11 protein-coding genes are annotated in these 14856 nt (G+C 58.8%); all 11 read right to left on the reverse strand.

The window, feature by feature from the left end; genetic code table 11:
- Positions 1–206 (reverse strand): hypothetical protein (locus tag ABI_RS25690; RefSeq protein ID WP_040309202.1); only part of this gene is annotated, 206 nt, incomplete at its 3' end.
- Positions 206–1600: an EH signature domain-containing protein gene (locus ABI_RS12050; protein WP_040309203.1), complete on the reverse strand. Its 1395-nt coding sequence runs from the start codon at positions 1598–1600 to the stop codon at positions 206–208. The genes ABI_RS12050 and ABI_RS25690, both read right to left, overlap by 1 nt.
- Positions 1597–2355 carry an OmpA/MotB family protein gene (locus tag ABI_RS12055; protein WP_050808284.1) on the reverse strand — a complete coding sequence of 253 codons (759 nt, stop codon included), beginning with the start codon at positions 2353–2355 and terminating at the stop codon, positions 1597–1599. Before ABI_RS12055 ends, ABI_RS12050 begins: the two co-directional genes overlap by 4 nt.
- Complete coding sequence (gene zorA, locus ABI_RS12060) at positions 2352–4145, reverse strand: anti-phage ZorAB system protein ZorA (RefSeq protein ID WP_157138879.1); 1794 nt, start codon at positions 4143–4145, stop codon at positions 2352–2354. Before zorA ends, ABI_RS12055 begins: the two co-directional genes overlap by 4 nt.
- Positions 4146–4481: 336 nt before the next feature.
- Entirely contained in the window at positions 4482–6563 is a 2082-nt protein-coding gene (locus tag ABI_RS12065; RefSeq protein ID WP_006273270.1) for a 3'-5' exonuclease, read from the reverse strand.
- Positions 6564–7601, reverse strand: coding sequence for a phospholipase D family protein (locus tag ABI_RS23695; protein WP_006273271.1), 1038 nt, complete (start codon positions 7599–7601; stop codon positions 6564–6566).
- 69 nt (positions 7602–7670) lie between these two features.
- Positions 7671–8321 (reverse strand): hypothetical protein, encoded by a 651-nt coding sequence (locus ABI_RS12075; RefSeq protein WP_006273272.1) that lies wholly within the window; start codon positions 8319–8321, stop codon positions 7671–7673.
- Between the two features lie 11 nt (positions 8322–8332).
- On the reverse strand, positions 8333–11212 hold the full coding sequence (locus ABI_RS12080) for a site-specific DNA-methyltransferase (RefSeq protein ID WP_006273273.1): 2880 nt from the start codon (positions 11210–11212) through the stop codon (positions 8333–8335).
- A complete protein-coding gene (locus ABI_RS12085; RefSeq protein WP_006273274.1) occupies positions 11205–11957 on the reverse strand; it encodes a hypothetical protein in 753 nt (250 codons plus the stop codon). The genes ABI_RS12080 and ABI_RS12085 overlap by 8 nt, the downstream gene beginning before the upstream one ends.
- A gap of 2 nt (positions 11958–11959) precedes the next feature.
- Complete coding sequence (locus ABI_RS23700) at positions 11960–12868, reverse strand: ORF6N domain-containing protein (RefSeq protein ID WP_006273275.1); 909 nt, start codon at positions 12866–12868, stop codon at positions 11960–11962.
- Positions 12869–12910: 42 nt separating this feature from the next.
- A complete protein-coding gene (locus tag ABI_RS12095; RefSeq protein ID WP_006273277.1) occupies positions 12911–14854 on the reverse strand; it encodes a DUF262 domain-containing protein in 1944 nt (647 codons plus the stop codon).
- Positions 14855–14856 lie beyond the last annotated feature (2 nt).

Genomic DNA, 14856 nt, shown 5'->3' on the forward strand with positions numbered 1-14856 from the left:
CTGTTGTCGGAGGCGATCCGGCCGTCTTCGATTTCCACCAACACCTTTGTGAGCGCCGTGGCGACATTCGATGCCGCGGCCGCCCACCGCTCGAACGGCACTGACTTGGTACCGAACAACGTCTTTTCCTGCGCCGAGATCAGGACGTCTTCGCCATCCTGGTCAAAGCAAAAGACAATGGATTTGGAAGGCTTAGTGGTGAACATTATCGGCCAAAGCGCTTCGGAACCCAGGAGTATTGCTGCGTCGAAAAGCCGGTTTCGACATCGACTATCCGGGCAATCTTTCTCTGCCAGGTGAAGTTATCGGACCCGTGGTGCGACCCGTCGATCAGGCCACACATCAACTCTTGAGCATCATAGTGGTGCTTATACAGCCGGGGAACCATTGGGCTGTTCGATGGCCAGATATTATATTTCCCGTTGTGGCTCCATTCTGCAATGGTCAGATCGCCTATCTTCATGATGAGCGCAGCATGGCTTTGTGACTTGCCGGTGAGTGTGGCGAAACCCAAGGCCGCTCCGCCGCCCGTTGTTCTCGCGACATGCCTGGCCTGAGATGCCCCGTTAGCACCGAACGCTACCCAGGCCTCACTGATGTAGCCTTGCTCAAGGTAGGAAGTCCAAAATGGACGGCGAAACGCCCACATGTACATTTCATTTGGCGAGAGAACCTGGTCAATGATGTCGAAAAACTGGTACACGGAGGCTCGGGTGAGCCAGCGCATCAGCACGTTATAGGCGTCGGCGGCCTGGCTCTTTACCCTGGCCCATCTCGCCGGCTTGACGCGCGGATCACCAGCAAAGGACTCGAGTTCGGCCAGAAGGGCTACCTTGTGCGCTGCATCTGGTTCAGATGATTGCCAGGGCATCAGAAGGGCCGAAACATAGGCGGGGAATGCTTTTTCATAGCCAAAGCGATCGCCGCGCCGCGCCCATTCCATCAGCCGGCGCTGTTGCCCCGGCGCCATAGTTGAGCGACTGGCCGAAACGATGATACATGCCGCGGCAAACGCAGCCTCACCCAGGCTTCCAGTTAGAATGGTGTCGCTCAGCCCCAAGTCCTCAAAGACTTCGCGAACAGGCGCTTGGCTGGCCAAAATATGGATGGCGAGCTTGGCGGGCGCCTCTTCGGCGTTGAACAGGGCATAGGTTTCTGACCGGTCCCGCCAGGCCCAGTTCCATTGCATCACCTGCTGGTCAAGCCAGTTGGCAACAGCGACACAGCCCGGCTTTGATGGGTTGTAGTGCTCCAAATATTGATAGATCAGAATGCGTGTGGCTGACTTTTGCGCCCGCGTAGCCAGCTCCGATAACAAGGCCGCTGTGACCGTGGGATCATCGATAAACGGCCGAGGTTCATCGAAAAAACCGTAGGGGCATTGACGCATCTCGGCCGGGCTAACGCTGGCTAGGGCGTTGTTGGATACGCGGTCAACAAAACGCGCCTGAAGTTCAGCCACGTCTAGGCCCTTGGGTGTCCCTGAACCGAAGTCTGGCAAGGCTTTGACGGCTTTGCGCATCTGGATGGGCTCGACATCTCTGACGCGGACAGACCAGCGGAAGTCTTTCGGCGAGGTGACCGCATCCCTGAGGCTCATTGGTGTAAACCCGTGTCGTCCTGAATTTTCTTGACCTCTTCACCAGGCGGAGCTGCCATCAAGATCCGCAGGTCGATGCGACGGTTCATAGCTTTAGAGGCGGCATCCGTCTCCGGATTGGCGGGACGTTTGTCGCCATAGCCGCTGATGCTGAGAACGCTCTGATTAGTCGGCCCAGACTTCAGGTTTTCCAGCTGCGGCTCAACCGAGGTCAGGCGGGCATAGGTGTTGGAAGCGCGCTTAACCGAAAGTTCGAGATTGTTGTTGATGCCGGGGCGCCCAGCGAAGGGAGTCGTGTCAGTATGCCCCTCGATAAACAAAGCTTCCACCTTGATGGAAGCGCTGGTGGGTGAGCATGAGGGTGATCTTGGCTCGTAGTTGGTATAGCACGGTATTACCTTGTACAGCGCCTTCGCCAAATACTCGGCCGTCGTCCGGCCAGACGGTGTCAAGGCGTCCTCGCCGCTATCGAACAACGAGCTTGCCGGCAAACGGAGAATGCCGCTCTCCTGCACGATGATTACCTTAAGCTTTGGATCGCTTTTCTTCAGCTCATCCCTCAACTGGGTCAGGATCTGGGTTCGCTCCTGGTTGGAAGCTTTCCGGCTGTCGGACTCCTTGCGGAACTGCAAGGCGTAATACATCATCAGAATGATGAAGATGAACACCAGGCCAACCATCATGTCCGTCATGGACACGAAGTAGTTTTCTTCCTCGACATGCTCGGTGAAATGCTCGTCGTCAGAGGCTATCATCGACCGGCCTCCACCCTGTTTTGTTTCTTAAGCTCATCGGCCAGTTCGGCGATGGCTTCGGAATTTTCCTTGAGGGGTTCCAGAACCCCGCCCAGACGACTGACGGCCTTGCCCATCTCGGCGTCGAAGGCCTGGGAGAAGGTTTCAAAGGTTTTCATCGAGTTGGACAGTTGCTCTTTCATTTCATTCAGCACGCCCTCCAGGGATTTGTCGACGCCGTCAAAGCGGGAGCGATAGCTGGTCCAGGCCTCTGTCGCCGACGCCTGTGTCTCCTCGATGCCGTCAACCAGTTCTTGCATCGACTTCAGTGCCTCGACGGCTGATTTTTCGCTTTCATCCAACTTTGCTGCAATCCGCGTGGCGGCCTCTTGCAGCGCCTTGGCGGCATTGGCCACCGGCGTTGCCGCGGTCGCAAATCCGCCCGCCGCGTCGGCCATCGAGGACGCTGCCGATCGCGCCCCGTCAGCGGTGTTCATGAAGGCCTCGGCCGTGCTGGAGGCATGACGTTCGCTCTTTTCGATAGCGGTAGCCAGAGCGGCGATCCTGAGCGCGGCACTCTCAACGGCGTCCGAAATCGACTTACCGGCGTCGGCGAAGGACTTGCTGGAGTCCTCGATCGCCGCCCGCACCAGCGCCTGGGCTTCCTTTGCCGCCGAGGTCATGGCATCGCCCATCTGGGCCTGAAGATCGCCGGCGACCTTGGTGCCGGCATCCTGGAGCGATTGCACGGCACCGGCCATGGCGGCCTGGGTCTGCTGATTGGCCGCTTCGAACCCGGCCATGGTCAGTTGCAGGAGGTCGGCCTGCTGTTTGCGCGCAGCATCGGCGTCCTGGGTAATGGCCGCGCCAATTTCGCCGACCTGACTGGTCAGGCCGGAAAAGGCTTCGCGAATGTCCTGGGCGGCCTGGGCGAAGTCGGCACCGGCTGCCCTGATTTGTCGGGCGGCGTCCTCGCCTGAGCCCTGTACGTGCTCAGACAGGCCGGCCAGTTGCTCGCCCAGATTTGCGAGTGTCTTGGCCAGTTCGCCCAATTGACCGCTGGCTGCGCCTTCGATGGCCTTGCCGACGCCGTCGCCTAGGGATTTGGAAAGACTTTCGCTCATCGAGTCGATGGAGGTGTGCAGAGCCCCCAGGGAGGCCTGCATCGGGCTCATCACCGCCTGGAACTGCTGGCCGACCTGTTCGCCGATCGACAGGGCTAGGTCGGTATTGAACTTCTCCAACTGTGTCGACTGGCGCTTGAGCTCGTCGAGCTGTTGGACGGCCAGCAATTGGGCCGGGACATACATCAGGCCCTTTTCCAGAAGGTCGCAGAGCCGGTTGACCTCGGTGTTCAGGCGCCGGGTCATGTTGTTTTCGGCAAACCGCAGCATCAGGGACGCAGCCAGGCCGGCGATGGAACTGAAGAACTTGGCGGCAGCGACGTTTAGCAGGCCCTGGAGTGCCGCTTGCTGCTGCTTCACGGTGCTGTCGGCCACCATGCCTTCGGACGCCGTGTGCAAGGCCACGACAATACCGATAAAGGTCAAGATCAATCCGATACCAACAAAGGTGTTGGACCAGAAGATCAACTCCCTGGGCTGAGGGATAACCCGGACAAAGAAGGCGCTGGGCCGCGCAGTATTGAGGATGGGGTTCTTGGTCTCATCGACAATGGTCTTGTGAAACTCCTGCCAGGCGCGCACCAGCGGTTCTGCCCCTGGAGCGCGATCATTCATGGCCTGGCTGACTTCGCCAAAGGCGTTAGCGAAGGCATTTCGCGCCGCCTCGGGGTCCGACTGGTCACCCAAGGCTTGCTCGAGCGCCTGTCGCCGCAGCAAAACCGCTGAGTGGAAGGGCTTCAAGCGCCGGCTGGCGCGAACCCAGAGAAAGACAGCGCTCCCCATTATTACCGGGAGGAGGATGAGCGGTGCAACGAATTCCTTTTTGAAGAAGAAGCCTAAAATGCCGAATATGATATCTAAAATAGGCTTATCCCAAGTCATTCCAACCCCATGGTTCGCAGTTGTGCTGGCAGCAAAGGGCTACCGGTCGAACATCATCAAAATGCGCGCTTGCCCGTTTTCTTAGCCGAGAATTTCGCGTTCAACCAGTCATTGAATAACGAGAAAGGATAACGCTGATCTCTAGAAATCGCCCAGAAACTCCGACGCTGGTTCAACGCCACAGACCAGCAGATGATCGCGGGCCCGGGTGCAGGCGACGTACAGCAGGTGCCGTTCGGTGGTGTAGACCTCCTCAAGGTCCGCCTGATCGCTTACCGTCTCGATGCGCGTCTGGTTGGGGATGACCTCGTCGTCGCAGGCCATGACCGCGACGGCGCGGAACTCCAGCCCCTTGGCGAAATGCATGGTGCTGAGATTAAGCCGTCCGGGCTCCACGGCCGAGCGATCGTCCAACTCTGTTGCATCCAGTCCCGCGGCTCTGGCCACCTTGCGCGCCCGGACCATTTCGGCGTCGGAGCGGACAAAGATAGCGATCTCATGGGCAGCAATACCCTGTGCCAGGCGCTGCGAGACCCAGGCCGCCACCCCCTGCGTTTCGGCGACTTCGGTGTCGAAGGCGCGAACCTCGGGGGCGGGACCTTCGAACAGCGACACGGTACCCTTGCGGCCTTCGCGATTGCCGTCGACATCGGTGACCGCGTTCGGCAACAGTCGATCCGCCATCTCGCGGATCTGCTGCGAGGTACGGTAGTTGATGCGCAGCGTAAACGACCGCCCGCGGACATCCAGCCCCAGGGCCTTCCACGAAAACGGTTGTTGGAAGATGCGCTGTCCCATATCGCCCGCCAGGAACAGGGCGTTGTCGGCGACACCCACGGCTTGGGCCAGGAAACGCGCCTCGGCGACGCCCAGGTCCTGGGCTTCGTCGACGACGGCGAAATCATAAGGTTTTCTGGCGCTACCGTTGAAGTGGCTGGTAAGACGCCCAAAGACGTCGGCCCAGGTGACCAGCTTGCGGTCGTCCAGGGATGCCCGGACCTTTTCGAAGATCGCCCACAGGATTTCCCGCTGGCGCCCGCCGATCCGCGTCTTTCGCCCCAGCCGGGTGACATCGCGATAGGCCTCCCAATCGCCCAATTGCCAGGCATCGACGACGTCGGACCATTCGTTGACAAGGAAGGCTGGCGAGAACTTGTGGCCCTCGACCTCGCCGGCGGCCTTGATCAGCCAGGTCCGCACCTGTGCCGATGAGGCCAGGTTGGGCTGACCGAAGTTTGCGGCATAGAGATCATAGCCGACGGCGGCAAAGGCCTTGACATCGATACACGACGTCAGCTCGCTGTCGCTGCCGACCAAGAGTTTCAGACGGGCATTGAGGGCGTGGGCAAGGCCCTTCGAGAAAGTGGTCAGCAGGACGCGCTTACCCGGATGCTGACGGACCAGGTGGACGGCGCGATGCAGGGCGACTATGGTCTTGCCGGTGCCGGCCGAGCCCGAAACGCGGACTGGGCCGGAAAAATCTCTCGACACCAGCGCTTCCTGGTCCGGGTGCAGGAAGGTGGCCCATTTTTCCCAAGGGAAGTCGAGCGCGCGCTGCAGATCTTCGGTGCTGGCGACCAGGTGAAAGCGGCGTTGGGCGTCGGGGTGGGCAAAGCCGTCTTCGGCAGCTGGGGCGGCAGCGGGCGCCGGGGCGGGTTTGGGCGCCTCGGCCGGCTCACCAACCACCAGGCTTAACAGCGCCTCCTGCGCCTCCTGGGGCAGGTGGCTCAGCAAATCGAACAGGCTGTCTTCGGTGGCCTTGCGGACATCCTCGACCCAGTCCTCGGGCACGCCCAGGGCCATGACTTCGAACTTGCGCAGATTGTCGAACAGACTGGGCTTGGGTGGCATCGATGTCGCCGCCGCATGGGCGTAGATGTCGGCATCCTCGATGCGCTCGCGGATCTGGACCAACTGCATGGCGCCCGTCATCGGGTGCCGGTCCATGCGCCGCTTTTCCGCCCAGCGGTAGGCATCGTCATGGTGATCGACATAGGCGAGCAGGAAACTGGCCGCCGTCTTGTGGACGATCAGACGGATGTCGCCATTGACGCGCACCGACCAGAAGTTTTCATCCTTGCTGCGGTCGATACGATGAAACGACAGGCCGGGCGCTGCCGGGTTCATCTGCAGGTCAAAGGCCGTGGTTTTGACCGCCTTCTGTTCCTGCGAGGTCAGGCGGGCCAGGCTGTCGGTAAAGGTGTCGGCAATGCGGAATTCCATTCACGAAATTCTTTCGTTTGCTTCCGCTTCCTTCAAATATTCCCGCTTGCATTCTACCCAAAACTCTCTGGTCAAACGAAGGCGCATTTTATTGAACCAAGGTTCTTTGTATTCAAGATTTATAAGCTCAAAGAATTCCGGCCGTTCGAGAGTTGCAAAAAATGATCTGATGAAAATCTCATCCACTTCAAAAGGTTCCAGAGACTTGTCGTCGGAGGGGAATACAGAGTCCCGATACTCACCAGGCTCATCATTGTCATCATCACGAAATGTCTTCTCGAAAAACATTCCAGGCTTAAACCAATAGGGCTTTCGGCCCTTTTTTATCGTATTCGACTTATTCATGTACCAGAACATTGCCCACGAAGCGTTCGTCAGGATTTTTTTGTCGTGCTCGTTCTCTACTTCCATGCTGTTGTTGATGAGCGTGTTGATTTTTTCGTCACTCTCCTCCCCGACCAAGCCCAACTTGGCCTTTACCGACTCAATGTTGTTCACGGGGTTTCGAACTTGAAGTGACCAAGTCAAAAGAGGCAGGTCACTTGCCTCTACATCAAAGTGCGCAAAAGAAAATACTGGTTGGGGAGGACGCCTGTCCCAAAGAACTTTTGCTCTTGATAAGTCGGCATCCGAGATTTCCAGGGCATCGTCCCAGAGAGTTTCAAACCAAGCATCAATGGCGGCGGTTTTTTTTACGACAACTCCCGCTTCTAGCCAGGTCTCTGCAACGTTCTCACTTCCCAGGCCATTTGTAGAAACATTGGCAGAACCGATAATCGCGGTTTGATCTCCAATATAGACTTTTGCATGAAGGCCGGGGCTATGGCGAACGTTTTCCAGCTTTAGTTTTTCGATCGTGTATGGATTTGTGCCATTGGACGTCAGGTTGCAAATTACCCGGAAATCACCTTGCCCTTTGTTAGGCAAACGCAATTCCGCGCCGTTTCCCCAGAATGCGACAGCATGACAACCGCCCGACTCCGCCAAAAGCTTGCTAATTTCCGCCGACAACTCCGCCCCGGCTAAAAACTTTGACATCCTGCTGCCTCCCATTTCATCGCATTTTGTACTCAACTATAGGGGTATTTTTTCGCCTAAGGCAACCTATTACGTTGCAGCATCGCCCGACAGATACGCGTCGATGATGGGTGATCTGATGTGGTAGTAGTATATTCCATAGTGACCGTCGTTTTCGTCTTCCTCATCATGGTGGGACATGTAATCCCACTCCCACCAGAAGGTGTCAGGGTCGGGCTTTTCCCAGATGTCCAGAAGCGCCTTGTAGAATGTCGCAACCAGCTTCATGCGCGGCAAACGCAGGTGACAGTCCAGCTTCGTTTCATCGGTGCACCACCGTTCCCAGATAGTGAACAGGACAAAGTCAGGATCAGGATCAGAGGCGACCGCGAAACGCAGCAGCCAGCCTTCCGGATAAATCAACTCATACGTCAACTCTCCGGTCGCCACGCGTTCCAGCCACGCCTTGATATCCTCAAACGGATCGTTGACCTGGCTGAGCGGCAATGTGACGGACTGATCATCGAAGGTGATGATGCAGTCGATGCACCCGACCTCAGGCGGCGTGAAGACAATATCAAAACACGCGACCTCCCGGGCCGGTTCCGGCGCAGGCCCGGGATCCTTTCGCCAGTCCAGGCTTTCCGTAACGGATGCCTGCATCGCAGGCCCGGCTTTCGGATCGTCGCTTTCCAGGGTCATGACGACCCTGCCCTCATAGATGATCTCAGTCTTGGCCATGCCGACCTCCGTTAGACGGCAAACACCTTCATGACCTCGTCGCCCAGGTGGTTGATGACCTTGACGGCGATACGCCGCGACGCCGGGCGGGCAAACGGCCGCGAGGTGTCGCTATACAGCGTCTCCCAGGCTTCCGGGTCGATCTCGGCCTTCAACGACGTCTTCAATGCCTTGTAAGGGTCATTGGCCCCCAGGAAATAAGCATGCCTGACGAAGAAGCTTTCCTCGTTATAGTCGGTGTCCAGCATCCACAGCGCAATGCCGTCGGTGCCTTCGGACAGGACTTCGCCCGACTGTGGCTTGAAGACATCGACCCCGGCGACCTTGACCTGGATTTGGCCGTTGCCGGCATCGATCACCTGGATATCCGGCTCGCCGAAGATAACGAACAGATTGCCTGCGCCGGTCGACTTGAGATCCTTGGCCATATGCAGGTCGGGGTTCATCCGCGCCTTCAGCACCGGAATACGCCCCAGCCGCTCGAACTCAGACGAATGGGCATCGTAGTTGAAGGCGCAGGCGATCAGCACATCGAAACCGGCGTCCCCGGCTTCACGCGCCGCCGCGACCAGGTCGGGGCGCGACACGGTACCGAATTCCGGGCCGATAAAGATGGCGGCCTTTCTTTGGGTCTCGCCTTCTTCGTAACGGCCTTCGGCGCAGATATAGGTACCGGGCCACCCTGTCAGGGCGGTGAAGTTGATCTTATCTTCCTTGTGGGCCTGCTGGACGCCGGCCGCCTTCAGATTTTCCAGGATCATGCCGGCGAAATCTTGAACGTGATCGAAGTCGTCGCCGGTTTCCTGAAAGCCCATCGGATCGATCAGCTCATCGTTCCAATCGACCACTAGGGTGCGGTGCGGCGACAAGCTTTCGACGGTAAACGGCCCAGCGACGCGGACTTTCGAATTATCGGAATAAGGCTTATCAAATAGATATTCGAACTCGGCTTTTGCATTGATGCTGGCATTAATGTCGCGTTGACGAGCAATGCGAGCCTCCCAGAACCGGGTCAACGCTTTTTGCGCATCATCCGGCCACCCGGACGGGGCTTCGCGCGGTATCTCCCATTCCATAAAACCGTTGGCCGGAGCCATTTCGCCAGATGGAAGTTTGTTTTCACCACCGGCTGTAAAGTCGATCTTTGATCCCGCGCGGCCGCCAGACTCGATTAAGAATGGCGTGCCGTGCCTGGTCAGAGCGGCGTTCAGCTCGGCGATGGCGGCTTCGACGGCAGGTTGGAGCCCTTCCCAGATGACGTCGATCTCAGCGTTGTTCGCGATGGATTTGAGCGTGATATGCGGTACGCGATCATAAACAAAGCCCTGGCGGATATTGCGATTCGTCGCGGCGGATTTCGGGACGGACCGCGTGACCTCGGCCTCTTTCTGCTGCCCCTCTGGGCTGTCGGCCAAGAGGTAATAGGGATAGCGCGCGCCCATCAAGCGGGAGCGGGCAAGGGCTATGGCGACGCGGCTCGTGTCGATCGTGATCCAGCGCCGTCCCCACTGTTCGGCGGCGTAAGCGGTAGTGCCAGAACCGCAGGTCGGATCAAGCACCAGATCACCGGGGTCAGTGGTCATCAAGATGCAGCGTTGGACAACTTTAGTCGCTGTCTGAACAACGTATAGCCTAGGGTCGGTATATTGTCCCGTTACCGTGTCCACCCATGTGGAGGCCAACGGTTGCACCGGATAGTCTCGTAGAAAACGAACAAAGCGAACCGAGTTTGAGCTTTCGTGAATGCGATCCGCTTGGGCCATTCGCCTCATACCGTCGGGCGAACTGGTCCAATACCGCCGCCCCGGGTGAAATTTCCTTCCGAGAAAGTTGAAATCGACTTTGCCCAAGCTGTAGTCGTGACTGCTTGTAAGATCGCCAACGGAATAGACGTTCAGCGGATCGGCAGTTTCATTGCTTTCGAGCCGACGCCTCGAACCACTTGGGTCCTCAGTATAGCCATAGAAACTGAGGTCACTCTCATAGCCTTTTTCCACCATAACGCTGCGATACTTTAGCGATGGCCGGGAGCGAGCATACCAAACAATATAGTCAAAATTATTCGACAGGAACTCGGACGTTAATGCAGTGGTCTTCTTGAAAGCGATAAGCGAAGCGAAATTTTCGTCGCCAAACACCTCATCCATTAGTGACCGCACGCGGTGCACATTTTCATCACCAATTTGGACAAAAATCGAGCCGGACTCGTGCAGCAGGTCCCGCGCCACGACCAAACGATCCCGCAAATAGGTCAGATACGAATGAATGCCGTCCTTCCAGGTATCGCGAAAGGCGCGGACCTGTTCAGGCTCGCGGGTGATATGATCCTTCGCGCCATCCTTGACGTCGCGTGAGGTCGTCGACCACTGGAAGTTTGAGTTGAACTTGATGCCATAGGGCGGGTCGAAATAGATGCACTGGACCTTGCCGCGCAGACCTTCGCGTTCGGCTAGCGACGCCATGACCGATAGGCTGTCGCCAGAGATCATGCGGTTAGCCCAATGCTGATCGTGGCGGTAGAATTCGGTCTTGGCCTCCATATCGGGCAGGCCGTTGAAGTCGCCAAACATGTCGATCGTGCCCGACGGCGGCGCGGCCCTGGCACGGCGGGCTTCGGTTTCGCGCTTCAGGTCATCGATCAGGACCTTGGGGTGGACCTTTTCCTGGATATAGAGCGGCGGCGCCTGGACGACCAGGTCTGAATGATCCTGCACATCCTTGCCGCGCCAAACCAGTTGCGGGTCGAGATCGCGGTTGCGCCGTTCATAGGCGACCTGGACCGGGGTCTTGTCTTCGTCGCGCATCAGGCTTTCGAACTCGGCCGTCGGGATATTGCGCCGCGTCGCGTCCGTATGCTTGAGGCTGTCAACTTCGAGGGGCTTTTTAGCCATGGGGAAGGCCTTCGTGGTTTTGAACGTCGCTCATGAACAGCGATAGTGTGGGTGCAATGACCGTGGCAAGGTCGCCGAGACGTTCGGCGACATCCGAGGCGCGCGTGGTCAGATAGGCCTGAGTCCATGCCGGCCCGTCGTAGGGGTTGTTGCGCCCGCCAGCCGCCATCAAGGCCCAGTCGATGATGCGTTCCGCCAACCGGGCGGGAATGTCTCGCGCACTGAGCTCTGCCCGAAGCTTGGCGACACAGGGTTCAAATCCTGCCTTCTCCAGCTTGGTGTAGAAACTCATGAAAGCCTGTTCTCCCGAGGCTTTGACGCCAGCGCCTTTGGCGGCATAGCTATCAAAGAGCATCCAACCGTGCGGACGGGCAAACCAAAGCAGTTTCGAGAAGGCCGAGCGCGGGCTGCGAGTAGCGTCAAAACGTTTTGCCGCGGCAAGGCAGTTTTCCGCCCGGGACAACAGGCCGGCCGGCGCGGTCGCCGCCAGATCGCTGACTGATGCGGCCAGGCGTTCGTAGGTGTCGCCTTCAAGGTCAGAGGTCAGCGATAAGGTCCGGGAGACGCTGTAAGTACGGACGATGCGTTTGGCACTCTCTGCGGTCAAGACGCCCTCTGCGATACGTGCCAGCTCTATCTCATCAAAGGTGGTGTATCCCCAGTGCGCCTGGCAAACCGCAGCTTGGGCGACGCTAATCTCCCTCGGTGCTTTTGGCTCGGATGACATGTCGATGGGGTTCGCCATGATCAGTCTTTCGTCGGTGTGGAGGTCGGATGACCCAGGCGCGGCATCTCGGCCGCCGAGGCGGGCACCGGCAAGCTCGGGTCACGGAAGGTGTCGAACAGGGTGGCGATGGCGTTGGGCTCCATGTCACGGGCCATGGCCATCATCTGTTTCAGCAAATCGATGCGCTTGCCGATATTGTCGAGATGGAGCTGGTCGGACTCGAGGTGACGGTAGCGCAGGTCGGCGGCCCGGCGTTCGCGCAGGTCCTGGACCTGTTCCAGGATCAGAAGGGTTTCCGCCTGGACCTTTTCGTTCTCTATCCCCTTGGCGCTCAGGGTCGCCTTCAAATGGTCCAGAAGGCCATGGCGGGCCGCACCCAGTTCGTCGCGGATGGTGGCCTGGGTCTGGGGGTCGATGACCATGTCCATCAGGTGATCCATGGCGTCCATAAAACGGCGTTGCAGCCGGGTGATGGCATCGGCCTGGTCGGGATCGCCGGCCAGGCGGCTGGGGCGGGTAATGGCGATCTCGGTACTGCCGCGCGCGACTTGACGGTGGACTTCGACGAAGATGTCGATGATCAGGTCGGTCGCCGCCAGGGCCTGGGGCGAGGAAATGATGGTCGCCAGCCGGGCAATGCCTTTCTGCGTAAGGCCCCACGGCAGTGCGCGGCTGCCGCCGCGGCCACTTTTTGAGATCACGCCCTGTGATCTCAAAACCTCGACCTCGCCCGGCGTCAGTTCAAAAGCATGACTTTGCTGGAATTTTTCCGGATTGCGCTTGATGGCCTGGGTGACTTCGCGGGTGGTCACGCCAAAGGCCGACGCGACCATGCCGGCCAGCAAGACGGGTTCGCCGCGCAGCATGACCGGGGCCTGGTCAGGGGCGAATGTGTCGATGTCTGCGTCGTCGTCAGGTGCGTCGGTCATAGGTTCTGAGTTCAGTTGGGTTTGGGATCACCGGCTGTGATGTCAAACGGTTTCCGCGATCGTTGTTTCGCCGTCCATATCCGCCCGTGTATCGGTAAGCGGACCGGCGTCGGCATCCGCATCGACGACATCTTCGCCCTCCTCCGCGACGGAGCTGGCTTTCGCTATGGCATGGCCGGTCGCGCGAGAAATCAAGCCCAGTAACCACTTTTCGCGATAGGCCAGGAAGTCGTCAAAGCGGTCCGCTCGCAACAGCTCCGGTGGGATGCCATGGCTGGCCAGGAACCCATCCAGTCGGCTGCGTTCGATGGGCGGGGCGTCGCCATGGCCCTTTTCCAGCCGTTCGAGGTATCGTGATGGGGCAATGCCGCCCAGAATGCGATTGGTGCGCGCGCCCAGAGGCGTCTTGTTGACGACCGTATCGAAGTCCTTGGTCTCCATGCCCTGTTTCAGGCACCAGTCCCATGGGAATATGTGGTGGATGTCGACATTTTCGTCAAAGAAGACGGTCTGGCTGAAGGCCTGGCCTGAGCGGATGTCGATCGCGCCTTGAGCCATCAACAAGGCGTGGATGCCCTTATAGGCGGCCGACTGCCGTGTCCGCATCGACTTCAGACGCTCGGCGCGGAAGACGCCGTCGCGCACGGTGGATGGCTCCGGGCCGCCGTCCAGCCAGACCGGAACCTCGAGTATGTCCTTGGCGAAACGGGACTCGATGGCCGAGCCGTAGAGTTCGCCAAAGATACCGCACCAATACCACCGCGCCAGCTTCTCGCGGACGGTGGTATGTTCCCATTTGTCGCCGATCCTGGCCATGATGGCCGCGAACGGCACCAGCTGGCCTTGATAGGGCAGATCGATGACCCGGTGGATGTGGTGTTGCCGCAGGAACTTGGCGACGTTCTTGAAGCCCTGTTCAATGGGGTCGCGATAGGTTTTGTACGCCTCCAGGGGGAGGTCCAGCAGGGATTGGCGCGAGGCGCGAACGGCGGACCAGTCGGCATCGGTCTTGCCGGCAGCCACCTGGTCGGCACGGATCTGGGCGGTGTGCAGAAGCGATATCGCCTGCAGGACGTCGGTGCTGGCGACCTTTTCCAGCACGCCATAGGTTTGCTCGGCGGCACGTCCAAACAGCTGGAGGGTTTGTTGCAAACCCAGCTTACCCTTGATGCCAAGCCAGTCGTCACGCAGACGGTAGCCCTTGGCCGCATACATGGCTGTCACCAGTTCGAAGGCATCGAGTGGCTTGCCGCCGGTGTTGACCTTTTCGAAAACCAGGCAGACCGCAGCGTGCGAGGTGCTGTCGTCCAAGGCGATAACCGGGACATGGTAGCCGGTGAAGTTTTCGAGGACCTTCTTCTTGAACTCGAAGAAGACATCCAGCATCGCGGGCTGCTGCTTTGCCATGTAATGCTGGATGTAGGCCGTCTGCCACTGGTCGTAGTCAAAGGCCTGGTTAAGTGGAAACAGCAGATTGTCGAATTCGAGTTCCCGGGTCGACAGGTCGAGGTCAACCTGACGGTCAAAGACTGACTTGACGCGACGATCTTCCGGGACGGCTACGATGGCCTCTTCGCGATCGATGTCAGCATCCAGCGCTTTGCGAATATCGATATAGAACCAACGCTTCACCCTTTTCTGTCGCGCGGTGATGGTCTCAACCACCTCCGGACGCATGCAGGTTTGATACAGCGACGTCATACGCTGCTGACCATCTAGGAGCAGTTGCGCCGGGGCTTGCCTCACAGCGGCCTCAGGCGCGCCCTGGACGGGCCGTCGTGCAAAGAGGTCGTCGGCACCTGCCTTCACGTTGAGGGCCATCAGCGCGCCCACAGGGAAGGCCTGGGAGATGGAAGCGATCAGGCTGATGATGCGATCTTCGTCCCATACCCAACTGCGTTGGAAATCGGGTAACTGGATCTTGCCGGCGCCGCAATCGAGCAACAGCTCTTTCAGACTGATCGGATTGGTTTTGAAAGCTGCCATTT

Origin of the sequence: Asticcacaulis biprosthecium C19, assembly GCF_000204015.1 — a bacterium.
GTDB lineage: Bacteria > Pseudomonadota > Alphaproteobacteria > Caulobacterales > Caulobacteraceae > Asticcacaulis > Asticcacaulis biprosthecius.